The following is a 15,360-nucleotide window of genomic DNA, read 5'->3' on the forward strand; positions in this document are numbered from 1 at the left end:
AAGTGAATAATTACGCAGAATCGAACCGCTCGGTAAAGACCGGGCTTTCCTTTTCATATAAGAGAGCTCTACATGAAACCTTTGTAGAGAAAATTTTTAAGTAACGGAAACGTTCCACAACACAGGCTCGAATTTGCCGACAACTTCATCTGAAAATGTAACCATTTGTCAACTTAAAAGGAAAAAGGAGATTGAGAAGTTTGACAAATTTTTCAGAATTAAATATTAGCGAATCTACACTACGTTCAGTAAAACGTATGGGATTCGAAGAAGCAACACCAATCCAAGAGGGTACTATTCGTTTTGCTATTGAAGGTCGCGATGTATTAGGTCAGGCGCAAACTGGTACTGGTAAAACTGCCGCTTTTGGTATTCCACTTATCGAGAAAATCGATCCTAAAAACCCTAATATCCAAGCATTAGTTATTGCTCCAACTCGTGAATTAGCGATTCAAGTTTCAGAAGAACTATATAAAGTCGGTTACGACAAGCGTGTGAAATTATTATCAGTTTACGGTGGTCAAGAAATCGGCCGTCAAATTCGTGCACTGAAAAATAAACCACAAATTATTGTAGGGACACCAGGTCGTATTTTAGATCATATTAATCGTCGTACTTTAAAACTAGAAGATGTTCAAACACTTGTATTGGACGAAGCAGATGAAATGTTAAACATGGGCTTCATCGATGATATTAATTCGATTTTAGAAAACGTACCTGCTGAGCGACAAACATTATTATTCTCAGCAACAATGCCACCGGCAATTCGCAAAATTGCTGAAACATTTATGCGTGATCCTGAAATTGTAAAAATTAAAGCAAAAGAATTAACAGTGGATAACATTGAACAATATTTTGTAAAAGCTGCTGAACGTGAAAAATTCGATGTTTTATCTCGTCTATTGAATGTTCACCAACCAGAATTAGCAATTATCTTTGGACGTACAAAACGTCGCGTTGATGAGTTAGCACAAGCTTTATCTATCCGTGGATATCTTGCAGAAGGAATTCATGGTGATTTAAGCCAAGCAAAACGTATTTCAGTTTTACGCCAATTTAAAGAAAATAAAATTGATATCCTTGTTGCAACGGATGTAGCTGCGCGTGGTCTTGATATTTCAGGCGTTACACACGTATATAACTTCGATATTCCTCAAGATCCTGAGTCTTACGTTCACCGTATCGGTCGTACTGGCCGTGCCGGAAAATCAGGTCTTGCAGTAACATTTGTAACACCTCGTGAAATGGGTTATTTACGAATCGTTGAAGAAACAACGAAAAAACGTATGACACCACTTCGTCCACCAACAAATGACGAAGCTTTAGTAGGTCAACAACGTTTAGCTATTGAGACGCTTGAAGGTCTTATTTCAAATAATAACTTAGGTGACTATCGTACATTAGCTACAGAAGTGCTTGAAAACCATGATGCAATCGATGTAGTAGCTGCTGCATTACGCTCATTAACAAAAGAGCCGGATGATTCGCCTGTTACAATTACAGAAGAACGTCCATTACCAATGCGCCGTGAGCGTTCTGGCGGCGGCGGTGGCCGCGGTGGCGATCGTAACGGTCGTAACAGAAGCGGTGGCGGACGTAGCTTTAGCGGTAACCGTCGTGAAGGTAGTGGTGGCGGAGATCGTCGCAGCAGTGGAGGCCGTCGTGAAGGTGGTCGCCGTGAAGGTGGAGCTCGCCGTGAAGGTGGACAAGGTCGTTCACGTGCACCACGTCGTCATGAAGACTAATTAATTTTGAAACTTCCAACCTTACAGTCAAATCGACTGTAAGGTTTTTTTATATTTATATTGAAACAAATTAGTGTTAGTGTACGTATACATAGGTAATTAAAAGAGGAGGAACAACATGAGAGCTGAACCAATTCATCAAATTTCCCGTAAAGGCTTAACTGTATGGCGATTATATGGTGTGTTACAAACACTACTATTGTTAATCATCGCAGCATTGGCATGTTACGGTACTTATTATTTTGATTGGCCATCATTTATTTATATCATTGCAATTGCTGTTGTTTTACTAAGTGCCTTTTTATTGGCGTATTTATTTCCTAAAATCCGATGGGAGCGTTGGAGATATGAAGTGCGTGAGCATGAAATTGAAGTGCAACATGGTTTATTTGTTGTAAAACGCACACTTATACCAATGGTACGTGTACAACATGTTGATACTACACAAGGGCCTATTTTAAAACGATATAGCTTAGGCAATATTTCAATTTCTACAGCTGCCACAGTACATACAATTCCTGCACTTGTCATGGATGAGGCAGATGGACTTCGTGCGCGTATTTCGGAATTAGCAAGGGTGGCGGAAGATGATGTCTAATGAAGTGTATCGTTTGCACCCAGTATCGGCCATTATTTCTAGTGTCAAAGCGCTAAAAAGTATGATTTTACCTGTTGCAATTATTATTATTAGTAACGGTTTTAACTTTTCGTTTAACTTCCGCAGCGAACATTTTTTTGAAACAGTTTTATTGTTTGGTGTCTGGGGTGTAGCAGCAGTGCTTGCACTTGTTGGTGGTATCGTTAAATGGCGTACCTTTGTTTATTGGTTTGAGGATGGCGAATTACGGGTGAAGTATGGACTATTCGTAAAAAAGAAGCGTTATATTCCATTTGAACGCATTCAAAGCTTAAATTACCATGAAGGTATTTTTCATCGGCTATTCGGTTTAGTAAAAGTGCAAGTTGAGACGGCAGGGAATAAGGGCGGTAAGCCAGAGGTAGAATTGACAGCTATCCGGAAAATAGCAGCAGACGTAATTGAACAGGAAATGCGTCGTGCAAAAACGCAAATAGCTCAACATATTGACGTAGAACAATCACCTGAGCAAATAAGTGAAGTAATGGTTCCTGCTATTTACCATATGTCGATGAAGGATTTACTTGTATTAGCGACGACTTCTGGTGGGATAGGAGTCGTATTGTCTGGTCTTGTGGCAGTAGTCTCACAGTTTTCAGATATAATTCCTTATGAAGAAGTCTTTCATGAACTGGCGGATTTTGTGAAGGTTGGGGCATTTTTAGTTGCCTTAATGGTCATGTTTGTACTTATCATTGCATGGTTCGTATCGGTTGTTATAACACTTGTAAATTATTACGATTATACAGTTCGTATTGAAGATGAAAAGCTAATGATTACTAAGGGGTTACTGGAGAAGAAAAGAATTACACTGCCATTAAATCGTATTCAGGCAATCCGAATTGTTGAAAATCCTTTGCGACAAGTATTTGGCTTTGCAACTGTTATTGTAGAAAGCGCTGGTGGCAACGGTGAAAAAGGGCGAGATAAGAAAATTGCGTTATTCCCATTAATTAAAAAGCAAGATTGTTTACAAACACTAGTTCAGCTTTTCCCTGAAATGAATTGGCAACCTGAATTTACGAGGGCTCCGAAACGAGCACGTCCATTCTTTTATCGCATAGATTTTTTGTGGCTTGTACCGATTTTAGGTGCTTGTAGTTATTTCTTATATCCATACGGGTTGTTGTCATTCTTACTAATTCCACTATCAGTATTGCTCGGCATTTGGCAACATAAAACAGCAGGTTATATGATTGACGGAAAGCAACTCGCAATGCAATATCGTATCTTCAGCCGTATCACATTGTTTATGGAGAAAAAACGTATACAATCTATGGAAAGTAGTCAAACGTATTTCCAAAAGCGCAAGCAAGTAATGTCTATAAAAGCAACGGTAATGTCAGGAATGTCTGGTATGACAGGTAATGTACCAAGCCTGGAGCAACGAGATGCAGAAACCATATTATCCTGGTATGAACATTAATAGAAATAAGCTAATCTTTACAAGAAAATGTAGAGGTTGGCTTTTTTTATATACAATAATAGAAAAAACGCGTTTATAATAGAATAAATCGATGAAAAGGGGTGGAATTGATGTTTAGATACAGCATAAATGAACACACATATTTAAAAATGTTGGATTTAAGTGATGTAGATGAATTATTTGCGCTAACGGATCGTTCGAGAGAGACTTTACGTGAGTGGTTACCCTTTGTAGATAATGTGAAGACGGTCAAGGATACGGAACAATTTGTACGAAATGCAATGCAACAATATGCTGATAATAATGGGATACAGGCTGGGATTTATTATGACGGTAAGTTAGCGGGAGTTATTGGTTATCATCAAGTGAATTGGCAACATAAATGGACGAGCATTGGCTATTGGCTTGGAAGTGATTTTGTTGGCAAGGGGCTTGTGACAAATTCTATGATGGCGTTCATCGATTTTGCTTTTGACTATTTAAAGTTAAATCGCATTGAAGTACGGGTTGCAGTAGGAAATATTCGTAGTCGTACAATTCCAAAAGTGTTAGGTTTCAATGAAGAAGGACGATTAAGAGACGCTGAATGGTTATACGATCATCATGTTGATCAAGTTGTATATGGGATAACCGCGGCAGAATGGAAAAAAATAAAAATGGCTAAAGAGGCTAATGTTGTACTATAATTTCAACGATAGTATGACAGTGAGGCGAAGTTTTTGAGGTAAAAAAAGAGGACTAGCCATAAGTGATGTAGACATCACTGTACGGATCAGCTCCTCTTTTTTATTAGCTATTTGCCAGCCATTTTTTGCTTGCGCCAGCTTAAAATTCTTTTGGGATGTAAGTAAATAAGACCGAGAACGAATCCTGTCACTAAACCGCCTAAATGGGCATAAACATTTACATTAGACTGTAAGAAAGTCATGATGACACTGATGACGATAATCGGTAATATAAGCTTACGAAGCATTGGCATTGTGCGACGTGTATAGTATACAAGAGCACCGAAGGCTCCAAAAATCCCGAAAATTGCGCCACTTGCTCCAAGGCTTGCATAGCTTCCATCATTAAGCATAAAGGTTGCCATGTTACCTACGATACCAGATAATAAATAAATCGTAATGAAACGTGCTTTACCTGCAATTTTCTCAAGTTCTGGCCCAAATAAAAACAGGGAAAACATATTAAAGAGCACATGCATAAAGTTTGCATGCAAAAACATTGCTGATAAAACTCGCCACCATTCACCGCTTTGTACGAGGAAATTGACTTGAATCCCATAGTTCCACAGCAGTTCCCCTATAACGGGAACAAGTGTTAATACATAAAGAATTAGATTCACTGCTATTAATGTTGAAACAACAGGGTAATAACTTGTATATTGCTTAAAATTTTCTGTTCTACTAAACATAGCTCCACCTCAATTTACAATTATTATACATGGCTTTTTGGAAATAAGAAAAGGAGAAGTTCATATGATTAAAGGAATAGGTCTCGACATTGTAGAAACCGAGCGTATTGTGAAGGCTATGAGACGTACGGATAAATTTAAAGACCGGATTTTATCAGAGAAAGAAAGAGCACTATTTGCTTTGCATACAGAATCTCGCAAAGTAGAATTTTTGGCAGGGCGATTTGCCGCAAAAGAGGCCTTTTCGAAAGCGCTAGGCACAGGTATCGGTAAAGACTGTGCACTACAAGATATTGAAATATTAAGAGGGGAAGCTGGTAACCCTGTTTTATATTTTAAAGGAAAGCTTGTAAATGGCTTTGTCAGTATCACGCATTCTAAGCAATATGCAGCCGCACAAGTAATATTACTGTTGTAATAAAATATATTGCCTTTTCATCAAATGACATAACTGACACATACGGTTCATATATTGTCGTAGTGGATTTGAAAGAAGAAAGGGTGAAAGCGTGGGCAACCGTTTAGTTACTTGGCTCGTCTTAATTTGTGCGATATTACTTCTGTCGGCGTGTGGTACAGCCTCACAGGAAAAAGTGTTAAAGAAAGTTAATGGTAAATGGTCAGAGACGAATGGTTATGAGTTAGACGCTAAGATGGAGATTAAATCAGGTGGAGAACCTAGAGCGTATGATGTTACCGTATGGCATACTAAACCTGATTTCTATCGAGTGGAAGTAGTTGAAAGTGGGAAAGATGTTTCGCAAATGATTGTGCGTAATGCAGATGGAGTTTTTGTTGTTACACCAACATTAAACAAAATGTATAAGTTCCAAAGTGATTGGCCAAAGAAAAATAGTCAGGCATATTTAATCGGAGCACTAGCAGAAGATTTAGCTGAAGATAAAAATTTAGTCATGAAAGAAGAGGACAAAGCATATATATTTGAAGCGGCTACTAGAAATAGCTATAAAAATAGTATGCCTCACCAAGTCATTACAGTTGATAAGAAAACGATGCTCCCTACATCTGTAGTCATTATGAATGATGTCAAGGAAGAACAAATCCGTATCACATTTAATAATATTAAATTAGGTGTACAACATGCTGCAAAAGAGTATGCTGTTGAGCAATTTACTGAATCAGATGATTCAAAAGGCGAACAAGCTGCACCTACAAATAAAGACGGAAAAGATGCTAAAGATGAAAAAGACGCAAAAGGTGAAAATGGTGAAAAAGAAGCAGTCGGTGCAGAGGTTGAGTATGAAGAATTCCAAACGCATTATCCGGTTGTGAATTTTGAGAACACTAAAATGACAGATGAGAAAGCTATTCGTGAGGGTGGCATGGATCGTGTTATTTTAACGTTTGAAGGTGATAAAGCGTTTACGGTTATGCAACAACCAGTTATGAAAGAGACGTCTATGTTACCAGTTACTTCGCCTGGCGATCCTGTCGACTTAGGATTTACAATCGGAGCAATTACCGATACGTCTATTAGCTGGGAAAAAGATGGAGTTGCATTCTTTGTAGCTTCTAGTAAATTAACTCGTGAAGAAATGATGGAAGTTGCTGCTTCCATGACGATAAGTAGTATGAAATAATTTTTTCAAGCTACAGCTTTCTATATAAAGAGAGCTGTAGCTTATTGGTGAAAAATGCTAATTGAATAATACACTATTCTGTAGATAATACTTTCTATAGAATAGTGTTATGTAATTTGCAAAAACGAACTGGTTTTTTTATAGGGAAAAAAGGGAGATGGCGAAGTGTCGTCGAATTTAAGTAACGAGCGCTGTAAATTTTTATGTAAGTAGAGCTAAGTTGATTTGAATTGCGACGAGGATTACGCCTGAAATTTTAACTTTTGCGGAAGTTCTCTACTTCGATATGTGGAGGATGAATGCATTATATTCAGTAGGGATCATCAAAACCTTGCTGAGTTAAAGGTTTGAAGATGGCATAGATTTTTTAGAGGAGTTTTTTAGAAAGCTTGAGAGAAATCTGGATGTAATGAAGCTAAGCTAAGGCATAATTGAATTGTTATTTGGTAGTTTTTTCAATACATAACGGTTTAATAAATAAAAAAGAGGGTATTCTAATGGAGACACAGCAGCATTTTAGACCAACGAAAGCAATTGTAGATTTACAAGCAATTCAGCAAAATATAAAAAATTTAAAAGAACTACTTCAACCAAACGTACAAATTATCGCAGTCGTAAAAGCAAATGCATATGGACATGGGGATATAGCAGTTGCTCAAGCTGCTTTGGAAGCTGGTGCAACGATGCTTGCAGTGGCTACACCAGACGAAGCATTACATATTCGGGCACATTTCGAAGAACCAGACATACTAATATTAGGAGCCTCACCAGTAGCGTTTGCACCTTATGCAGCGCAACAGCGCATTACACTTACAGTATTTTCTAGTGAATGGATACAGCAAGCTTCAACGTTCATAGCTGGTGAAGTAAACCCTTTACAACTACATATAAAGGTTGATAGCGGGATGGGGCGAATTGGGGTTCGCACAGAGAAAGAATTGTTAGAGGTATATCATACAATCAATTCAACATACAATGTAGAATTGGATGGCATTTTCACTCATTTTGCAACTGCCGATGAGAAGGATACAGCCTATTTCGATAGTCAGGTACAATTATTTGAAAAACTTATTTCTACATTGCCTGAAAAACCTAGATTAGTACATGCATCCAATACAGCGACGGCATTAGTGAAAGATAATCATTTACACTATGACGCTGTACGTTATGGTATCTCAATGTATGGGTTAGCGCCATCTACTTTCGTTGAAGGCATTTTACCATTTCAATTGAAACCTGCCTTTTCACTAGAGAGTGAACTTGTGCATGTCAAGCAGTTAAAAGCAGGGGATTCAGTAGGTTACGGAGCAACATTTATTGCTCAGACAGATATGTGGATCGGAACTATTCCAGTAGGCTATGCGGACGGGGTTATTCGTAAGTTAGCTGGACAAGATGTACTTATAGACGGACAAAGAATGCCGATAGTTGGACGAATTTGTATGGACCAATGTATGGTTGCTCTACCAAAAGCATATGCTATAGGTAAGAAAGTAACGCTCCTTGGTCGCCAGGGACAGGAAGTTATTTCAATGGATGAATGGGCATCAAGGCTTGAAACTATTAATTATGAAGTACCATGCATTATTACAGCCAGAGTTCCTCGAGTATACATTTAACTTGTTGTAGCAAAGTTTTTCACTTCTATAAGTGGGAGAGAAATGTTAAATAAGTAATGAATTCGGTATGGGTTACAACGAGGCTGAATCATATTATTAGTTCCTAGTGCATGTCTCAGATTTTACCAAGAGCTTTTCAAGTGTGCTCTAAAAAGTCTAGTGGCAATTACGCCTGAGATGTAATTGATTTTATTTATAGCAGTCATCAATAAAAATTATTTTCTATATACTTCGCAGTTAGAAAATATTTGTCGAAATTAATAATTGTATGGGAAAATATTATCCAGTTCGGTTATAACGTAGGCATACAAGGAATTTAAGCAACATGCACCAATGTCAAAGAGACATATGGAAGCAGTATATACCATCGACAACCAACGAAATTTTACAACTTGTTCTTCAATTTGTCAGATATTTTGTCATTTCATGTCTTTTCAACAATATCTTTCAATGGTAGAATGAGTAGTAATGAAAAAGTGTATGGTTCCGTTGGAGGTGCTTGCTGTGTACGAGAAAAAGTTAAGAGAAGCTACAATTGCTGTTCAAGATAGACTGTTTCTACAAACAAAGGAAGTAATTGAAGGTGAATCTTTTGTGCGTTTTTTGTCGCGCAAAAATTTAATGCAGGAGCAACCAAATCAAATACGGGAAGCTATGATGAAAGGATATGTTGAGATGTCTCATATTAATCTGATGATTGCAAGTGAATGCTTGCACGCGGAATATGAAGCACAACATACAGTGGAGCGTCTCGTTAGCGGGGGATGACACTTTGAATGTAAAACGTGGTGACGTTTTTTTTGCAGATTTATCGCCGGTAGTTGGGTCCGAACAAGGTGGCACTAGGCCGGTATTGATTATTCAAAATGATATTGGAAATCGATTTAGTCCGACTGTCATCATCGCAGCAATTACTGCACAGATTCAAAAGGCAAAGTTACCGACACATGTTGAAATAAATGCTGAGAAGTATGGATTTGAACGTGACTCGGTCATTTTGCTTGAGCAAGTACGTACAATCGATAAGTCTAGGTTGACTGATCGTATTACCCAGCTCGATCATGCAGTGATGGAAAAAGTGGATGGAGCGTTGATGATTAGTTTAGGGCTTGTTAAATTTTGATATACATATGTGTATAGAGCATCAGGGATTTTACTTATCCTGATGTTTTTTTAATTTTTTACGTTATCATATAGTTAATTTACTATTTAATAGTATTAATAGAATGAAAAAAAATGCAAGTAATATTGATTTGTCAGTTTTGTAGAAAAATGTCGATGCTTTTATGTTAACTCTAAAAAAAATTAAAGTTATGATAATAAATATAGTTAATCATGTTTAACATCCGATAAATGTGGGAAAAGAAAAAAAGTCGAATAAATAGGGTGGAGGTGTACTGTATGGATATGGTGGTGCATTTTAAAAAAGACGGTACAAAATTATATGGGTTTGTTGAAGGTGAAATTGATACGTATACAGCCTCAGGTCTTCGTGAGAAACTAGAGGCAGTAAAGGTTACAAAAGGTATTGAAATTGAATTAGATTTATCGAAAGTAAATTATATGGATAGTACAGGTCTTGGGATTTTTGTAGCTTTTTATAAAAGAGCATTACGTGAAGAAGGTAAAGTAAAGATTGTCGGACTATCTAAACGACTACAAAGATTATTTGAAATTACTGGCTTAAGTGAACTGATGGATATTGAAACTGATAAAAAGGTGGAATTAAGCAATGAAGGAATTTGATTATATTGAAATAAGGGTTCCTGCAAAACCTCAGTTTGTCAGTGTCATTCGTTTAACTGTTTCGGGATTAGCTAATCGTATTGGATTTAACTTCGATGAAATCGAGGATTTGAAAATTGCAGTTAGTGAAGCGGTAACGAATGTTGTACACCATGCTTATAAAGATGCTGAGGAAGGCGAAATTGTAATAGGTTGCGCCCTTTATGATAACAAGTTGGAAATGATGATTGCAGACTATGGAAATAGTTTTAATTTTGAAGAGGTTAAAACAAAAATTGGGCCTTATCATCCTGAAGATAGTATAGCGGGGCTAAGAGAGGGCGGTTTAGGACTTTATTTGATGGAAACTTTGATGGATGAGGTGATGATTAATAACGATGGTGGCGTAACTGTTTTCATGACAAAGTATGTCGCTAGGGAGCAGGTGGAAAAAAATGTCGAAAGAATCACTACATAAATCTTCTTCAAAAGAAGATGTGTTAAAGTGGATAGCACAGTACCAAACAACAGAGGATGAAGAAGCACAAACCAAATTGGTAATTCATTATCGGAATTTAGTAGAGTCCATTGCACGCAAATATTCATATGGTAAATCTTATTATGATGATATCGTGCAAGTAGGGATGTTGGGGTTACTAGGTGCAATAAGACGTTTTGATGCAAGTTTTGGCCGCAGTTTTGAGGCATTTGCTGTACCAACTATTGTTGGAGAGATTAAGCGATTTTTACGAGATAAAACATGGGACGTTCATGTGCCAAGACGAATTAAAGAGATAGGGCCACGTATTAAATCGACTGTAGAATCGTTAACGATAGAGTTCCAACGTTCACCTTCCATTCAAGAAATTGCTGAGCGTTTAGAGGTACCCGAGGAAGAAGTTTTAGAAGCGATGGAGATGAGTCGCAGTTATCAAGCACTATCAATGGATCATTCAATAGAATCAGATAATGACGGAAGTACTGTCACACTAGCTGATATTATGGGTAAAGAAGATATGGGATATGAAATGACCAATAGAAGGATGATCGTTGCTGATGCTATGGAAGTTTTAAATGAACGAGAGAAGCAAGTTATTCAGCTTACTTATTTAGAACAGCTTAGCCAAAAAGAAGCGGGCGAACAATTGGGCATTTCTCAAATGCATGTATCACGAATACAAAGAAAAGCAATTAAGAAATTACAAGAAGTCATTCTCGCTAGTGGTAGTGTGCCACTGTGAGGATGAAACTAAGGCGTTTATTACTAGAGGATTTCTCCGTCCAATAGCGATAAGCGTCTTATTTTTTGTCTGTTTTCCCCATCAGGTAGACTATCTTTGGTTTTTTATTGAAGTGTAGTGTTAAAATGAAAAGAAAAAAGGTAGTGATAATGTGGAACAAAAACAAATGTTACAGCTTATTGCAAAGGATGTAGCTATCAGACCAAATCAAGCAGAGGCAGTGATAAAATTATTAGATGAAGGTAACACCGTTCCGTTTATCGCGCGTTATCGAAAAGAAGCTACTGGTTCTCTGGATGAGGTACAAATTAAAGCTGTAGAAGATCGTTACCATTACATACAGCAACTTGAACAACGTAAAGAAGAGGTTCTTCGTTTAATTCAAGAACAAGATAAGCTAACTCCCGAGCTTGAGAATGCGATTCAGATAGCAACAGTTCTACAGCGTGTAGAAGATTTATATCGTCCATATAAGCAAAAACGACGTACGAAGGCGACAATTGCAAAGGAAAAAGGGTTAGAACCTCTAGCCGACCTCCTATTAGAATATCGTAATGAAGCATTAGTCCAGTTAGCTCAAAATTTTGTTGACGTGGAGAATGTTGCAACAATAGATGACGCATTAGCTGGGGCACGTGATATTTTGGCAGAGCGCTTTGCGGATGATGCGGGTATAAGACAAAAAATTCGCGCCTTTTCTTGGAAAGAGGGTGTACTTACAACCACATTAAAAAATGCAGAAGTTGATGAAAAAAAGGTTTTTGAAATGTATTACGAATATGAAGAACCTGTTAATCGCATTGTTCCTCACCGTATTTTAGCAGTGAATCGTGGGGAGAAAGAGGATGTCTTAAAGGTAGCGATACAAGTGCCGATAGATCGGGTACTGATGATTATGTGGAAAGAGTGGATACCCGCTACAGGTTCATCGCCTGCTATTGCGGAGGTGAAACTTGCGATAGAAGATTCCTACAAACGATTAATTCAGCCATCTATAGAAAGAGAATTACGCAATGAATTAACAGAAAAAGCAGAGGCGCAAGCTATTCACATTTTCTCGGAAAATCTCCGTAACCTCTTGCTACAGCCACCGCTAAAGGGCAAATATGTATTAGGAGTGGACCCTGCTTATCGAACTGGCTGTAAATTAGCTGTTGTTGATGAGACAGGAAAAATGCTAGAAGTTACAGCTATTTATCCACATCCTCCAAAACCAGATGTGGCAAAATCAAAGGCTGTAGTGAAAGAAATTTTAGCGAAGTATCCTATTAAGATTATCGCGATTGGTAACGGTACTGCCTCACGTGAAACGGAGCAGTTTATTGCTGATGTATTGAGTGAAGTGAAAACAGATGCAGCATATGTGATTGTTAACGAAGCTGGTGCATCAGTTTATTCAGCGTCCGAGATTGCGCGTGCTGAATTTCCTGATTTACAAGTAGAGCAGCGAAGCGCCGTTTCTATCGCACGCCGTTTACAAGATCCATTGTCAGAATTAGTGAAGATTGAGCCAAAGGCAGTAGGTGTAGGTCAATATCAACATGACGTTTCTCAAAAGAAATTATCAGAGTCGTTAACATTTATAGTAGAAACTGCAGTCAATCAAGTCGGTGTTGATGTTAATACAGCGTCAGCTTCATTAATGCAATATGTTTCTGGGCTATCGAAAACCGTTGCAGAAAATATTGTGAAAGTTCGAGAAGAAAATGGACAATTCACAACACGTTCACAGCTTAAGAAAATCCCACGACTTGGTGCAAAAACGTATGAGCAAGCAATCGGATTTTTACGTGTGCCTGAAGCGAAAAACCCATTTGATGCTACAGGTATTCACCCAGAAAGCTACAATATAGCTGAACAAATTTTAGAAGTAGCAAATATAAATAAAAAAGAACTAGGAACGCAAAAGGCAGAGGAAGCAATCGCCTCCCTTAATGTTCAAGAACTAAGTAATACATTAGGAATGGGTGTCGTTACAATTCAGGATATTGTGGATACCTTGAAGAAGCCAAGTCGTGATCCACGCGATGCCTTTCCGCAGCCCCTACTAAAAACCGATGTTTTGAAAATGGAAGATTTACAGGTGGGTATGGAATTACAAGGCACTGTACGTAATGTAGTCGATTTCGGTGCATTTGTTGATATCGGTGTTAAGCAAGATGGGCTTGTGCATATTTCTAAGCTACAAAAGAAGCGTATCAAGCATCCATTAGAAGTTGTAGCGCTAGGTGATATTGTCACAGTTTGGGTGGAACAGATAGAGGTAAACAAAGGGCGTATTTCGTTAACAATGCTACCTCCAGAGAAACAAACAATTGAAAAGTAGTAATAATTTATTGCCACACTGTCTATACTGCGCAGTGTGGTATTCTTATTGTTAGAGGTGATGAAGTTGAACAATGAGGAACTGCAACAGCTTGTAAGCCGCATTTCATTAGAAAGTTTTCATAAACCATTCATGCATCGTGCATACTTTAACTCAAGACTGCGTTCAACTGGTGGCCGCTATCTTTTACAATCCCACCATATTGAAATAAATCCGAAAGCATATGAAATGTATGGTGTCAGTGAGGTAGAGGGGATAATTCTTCACGAATTATGTCATTATCATTTGCACATAGAAGGGAAGGGCTACCAACACCGAGATAAGGATTTTCGGGATTTATTAAAAAAAGTGAACGCTCCTCGATTTTGTTCAGCGTTGCAGAAACCTACATCTCGGAACGGAAAACAGCGTCCTCAATATAAATATACTTGTATAAAATGCCACCAAATTTATGTTAGAAAAATAAGATTAAATGTGAAGAGATACTGCTGCGGCAAGTGTTCAGGGCCATTAAAGTTAGTTGAAGAAAAAAACTTTTAAAAAAAGATTGACGTTTACTGAGCTTATCCTTATAATAGTAAAAGTCGACAAGATAAAGACGACAAAACAATATGATTATTCCGAAGTAGCTCAGTTGGTAGTAGCACCTGACTGTTAATCAGGTTGTCGCAGGTTCGAGTCCTGCCTTCGGAGCCATGGCCCCTTGGTCAAGCGGTTAAGACACCGCCCTTTCACGGCGGTAACACGGGTTCGAATCCCGTAGGGGTCATTTTTCATAAATATAAATAATTGTAACATTGGTCCCGTGGTGTAGCGGTTAACATGCCTGCCTGTCACGCAGGAGATCGCCGGTTCGATCCCGGTCGGGACCGCCACTTATTGGGGTATAGCCAAGCGGTAAGGCAACGGATTTTGATTCCGTCATGCCCTGGTTCGAATCCAGGTACCCCAGCCATTCATTTCTTAATTTGAGCCATTAGCTCAGTTGGTAGAGCATCTGACTTTTAATCAGAGGGTCGAAGGTTCGAGTCCTTCATGGCTCATCTTTTTTAAGAAAAAAGGTTGATATTTCAAGTTATCATAGTATAATAAGAAAGTTCCTATTTTATGAATGCGGTCGTGGCGGAACGGCAGACGCGCTAGGTTGAGGGCCTAGTGGGGGCAACCCCGTGGAGGTTCAAGTCCTCTCGGCCGCACCAAGTCAAGTCAGTTCGGTTATTTAATACTTGCGCCCGTAGCTCAATTGGATAGAGCGTCTGACTACGGATCAGAAGGTTGTGGGTTCGACTCCTGCCGGGCGCGCCATAATAAAATTTAAGTATTCGCGGGTGTAGTTTAATGGTAAAACCTCAGCCTTCCAAGCTGATGTCGTGAGTTCGATTCTCATCACCCGCTCCAAAAAAACATTTTAAAAAAATGTTGACATCATAAATGATTGATGATAAGATGTAAAAGTTGCTAAAAACAAACGGCAACGAAATGAACCTTGAAAACTGAACAAGCAAAACGTAATCAATATAGTTTTTACTAACTAACATATGTTAGTGAACGAAACAAAATTTTGGACATCAAAATTGATGCCAGCAAAACAATTTGAGCTAATCAAATTTCTTTTATGGAGAGTTT

At 38.3% G+C, this 15,360-nt stretch carries 15 protein-coding genes and 8 tRNA genes; 22 read left to right on the forward strand and 1 reads right to left on the reverse strand.

Translation table 11 applies throughout. The annotated features are described in order from the left end of the window. Positions 1-200: 200 nt before the first annotated feature. The 4 genes from cshA (at position 201) to ACIQXJ_RS20340 (ending at position 4,494) form a co-directional block, all read left to right on the forward strand. On the forward strand, positions 201-1,745 hold the full coding sequence (gene cshA / locus ACIQXJ_RS20325; protein WP_403057006.1) for a degradosome RNA helicase CshA: 1,545 nt from the start codon (positions 201-203) through the stop codon (positions 1,743-1,745). A gap of 118 nt (positions 1,746-1,863) precedes the next feature. Beyond that, complete coding sequence (locus ACIQXJ_RS20330) at positions 1,864-2,343, forward strand: PH domain-containing protein (protein ID WP_403057009.1); 480 nt, start codon at positions 1,864-1,866, stop codon at positions 2,341-2,343. Continuing rightward, the gene (locus ACIQXJ_RS20335) at positions 2,336-3,808 is read left to right on the forward strand and encodes a PH domain-containing protein (protein WP_403057072.1); all 1,473 of its coding nucleotides are present in this window, start codon (positions 2,336-2,338) and stop codon (positions 3,806-3,808) included. Before ACIQXJ_RS20330 ends, ACIQXJ_RS20335 begins: the two co-directional genes overlap by 8 nt. A 110-nt stretch (positions 3,809-3,918) precedes the next feature. Beyond that, positions 3,919-4,494 (forward strand): GNAT family N-acetyltransferase, encoded by a 576-nt coding sequence (locus tag ACIQXJ_RS20340; RefSeq protein WP_403057012.1) that lies wholly within the window; start codon positions 3,919-3,921, stop codon positions 4,492-4,494. Positions 4,495-4,601: 107 nt separating this feature from the next. On the opposite strand, the gene ACIQXJ_RS20345 is transcribed toward ACIQXJ_RS20340, so the two are convergent. Beyond that, positions 4,602-5,222, reverse strand: a complete 621-nt coding sequence (locus ACIQXJ_RS20345; RefSeq protein ID WP_403057015.1) for a rhomboid family intramembrane serine protease — start codon at positions 5,220-5,222, stop codon at positions 4,602-4,604. Positions 5,223-5,286: 64 nt separating this feature from the next. Here ACIQXJ_RS20345 and acpS point away from each other — a divergent pair, with 64 nt between their 5' ends. The 18 genes from acpS (at position 5,287) to ACIQXJ_RS20435 (ending at position 15,132) form a co-directional block, all read left to right on the forward strand. Next, positions 5,287-5,640 carry a holo-ACP synthase gene (acpS, locus tag ACIQXJ_RS20350; RefSeq protein WP_403057018.1) on the forward strand — a complete coding sequence of 118 codons (354 nt, stop codon included), beginning with the start codon at positions 5,287-5,289 and terminating at the stop codon, positions 5,638-5,640. Positions 5,641-5,731: 91 nt separating this feature from the next. Beyond that, on the forward strand, positions 5,732-6,823 hold the full coding sequence (locus ACIQXJ_RS20355) for a LolA family protein (RefSeq protein ID WP_403057021.1): 1,092 nt from the start codon (positions 5,732-5,734) through the stop codon (positions 6,821-6,823). A gap of 497 nt (positions 6,824-7,320) precedes the next feature. Then, positions 7,321-8,442, forward strand: coding sequence for an alanine racemase (gene alr, locus ACIQXJ_RS20360; RefSeq protein ID WP_403057024.1), 1,122 nt, complete (start codon positions 7,321-7,323; stop codon positions 8,440-8,442). A 504-nt stretch (positions 8,443-8,946) separates the two neighbouring features. Further along, on the forward strand, positions 8,947-9,210 hold the full coding sequence (locus tag ACIQXJ_RS20365) for a hypothetical protein (protein ID WP_139859927.1): 264 nt from the start codon (positions 8,947-8,949) through the stop codon (positions 9,208-9,210). A gap of 4 nt (positions 9,211-9,214) precedes the next feature. After that, the gene (locus tag ACIQXJ_RS20370) at positions 9,215-9,565 is read left to right on the forward strand and encodes a type II toxin-antitoxin system PemK/MazF family toxin (protein ID WP_008177055.1); all 351 of its coding nucleotides are present in this window, start codon (positions 9,215-9,217) and stop codon (positions 9,563-9,565) included. 278 nt (positions 9,566-9,843) lie between these two features. Further along, entirely contained in the window at positions 9,844-10,188 is a 345-nt protein-coding gene (locus tag ACIQXJ_RS20375; protein WP_403057027.1) for an STAS domain-containing protein, read from the forward strand. After that, positions 10,175-10,645 carry an anti-sigma B factor RsbW gene (rsbW, locus tag ACIQXJ_RS20380; protein WP_340822060.1) on the forward strand — a complete coding sequence of 157 codons (471 nt, stop codon included), beginning with the start codon at positions 10,175-10,177 and terminating at the stop codon, positions 10,643-10,645. Before ACIQXJ_RS20375 ends, rsbW begins: the two co-directional genes overlap by 14 nt. Beyond that, a complete protein-coding gene (gene sigB, locus ACIQXJ_RS20385) occupies positions 10,623-11,408 on the forward strand; it encodes an RNA polymerase sigma factor SigB (RefSeq protein WP_403057030.1) in 786 nt (261 codons plus the stop codon). Before rsbW ends, sigB begins: the two co-directional genes overlap by 23 nt. 151 nt (positions 11,409-11,559) lie before the next feature. Then, complete coding sequence (locus ACIQXJ_RS20390; RefSeq protein WP_403057033.1) at positions 11,560-13,734, forward strand: Tex family protein; 2,175 nt, start codon at positions 11,560-11,562, stop codon at positions 13,732-13,734. A 66-nt stretch (positions 13,735-13,800) separates the two neighbouring features. Then, positions 13,801-14,274: a SprT family protein gene (locus tag ACIQXJ_RS20395; protein ID WP_403057036.1), complete on the forward strand. Its 474-nt coding sequence runs from the start codon at positions 13,801-13,803 to the stop codon at positions 14,272-14,274. A 79-nt stretch (positions 14,275-14,353) separates the two neighbouring features. Continuing rightward, positions 14,354-14,430: transfer RNA gene (locus ACIQXJ_RS20400), tRNA-Asn, on the forward strand. Between the two features lies 1 nt (position 14,431). Continuing rightward, positions 14,432-14,503: transfer RNA gene (locus tag ACIQXJ_RS20405), tRNA-Glu, on the forward strand. 30 nt (positions 14,504-14,533) lie between these two features. Then, positions 14,534-14,609 (forward strand) — tRNA-Asp (locus ACIQXJ_RS20410). A gap of 5 nt (positions 14,610-14,614) precedes the next feature. Continuing rightward, a tRNA-Gln gene (locus tag ACIQXJ_RS20415) sits at positions 14,615-14,689 on the forward strand. 15 nt (positions 14,690-14,704) lie between these two features. Then, positions 14,705-14,777 (forward strand) — tRNA-Lys (locus ACIQXJ_RS20420). A gap of 70 nt (positions 14,778-14,847) precedes the next feature. Continuing rightward, positions 14,848-14,933 (forward strand) — tRNA-Leu (locus ACIQXJ_RS20425). Positions 14,934-14,962: 29 nt separating this feature from the next. After that, positions 14,963-15,039, forward strand: a tRNA-Arg gene (locus ACIQXJ_RS20430). Positions 15,040-15,058: 19 nt separating this feature from the next. Further along, positions 15,059-15,132, forward strand: a tRNA-Gly gene (locus ACIQXJ_RS20435). Positions 15,133-15,360 lie beyond the last annotated feature (228 nt).

Origin of the sequence: Lysinibacillus sp. NPDC097868 (assembly GCF_044761135.1) — a bacterium.
Lineage (GTDB): Bacteria > Bacillota > Bacilli > Bacillales_A > Planococcaceae > Lysinibacillus.

Bases quoted from the DNA above. Each gene is read 5' to 3' on its own strand.
- ACIQXJ_RS20330 (WP_403057009.1), top strand. From the start codon at position 1,864: ATGAGAGCTGAACCAATTCATCAAATTTCCCGTAAAGGCTTAACTGTA.
- ACIQXJ_RS20335 (WP_403057072.1), top strand. From the start codon at position 2,336: ATGTCTAATGAAGTGTATCGTTTGCACCCAGTATCGGCCATTATTTCT.
- ACIQXJ_RS20340 (WP_403057012.1), top strand. From the start codon at position 3,919: ATGTTTAGATACAGCATAAATGAACACACATATTTAAAAATGTTGGAT.
- ACIQXJ_RS20345 (WP_403057015.1), bottom strand. From the start codon at position 5,222: ATGTTTAGTAGAACAGAAAATTTTAAGCAATATACAAGTTATTACCCT.
- acpS (WP_403057018.1), top strand. From the start codon at position 5,287: ATGATTAAAGGAATAGGTCTCGACATTGTAGAAACCGAGCGTATTGTG.
- alr (WP_403057024.1), top strand. From the start codon at position 7,321: ATGGAGACACAGCAGCATTTTAGACCAACGAAAGCAATTGTAGATTTA.
- ACIQXJ_RS20375 (WP_403057027.1), top strand. From the start codon at position 9,844: ATGGATATGGTGGTGCATTTTAAAAAAGACGGTACAAAATTATATGGG.
- rsbW (WP_340822060.1), top strand. From the start codon at position 10,175: ATGAAGGAATTTGATTATATTGAAATAAGGGTTCCTGCAAAACCTCAG.
- sigB (WP_403057030.1), top strand. From the start codon at position 10,623: ATGTCGAAAGAATCACTACATAAATCTTCTTCAAAAGAAGATGTGTTA.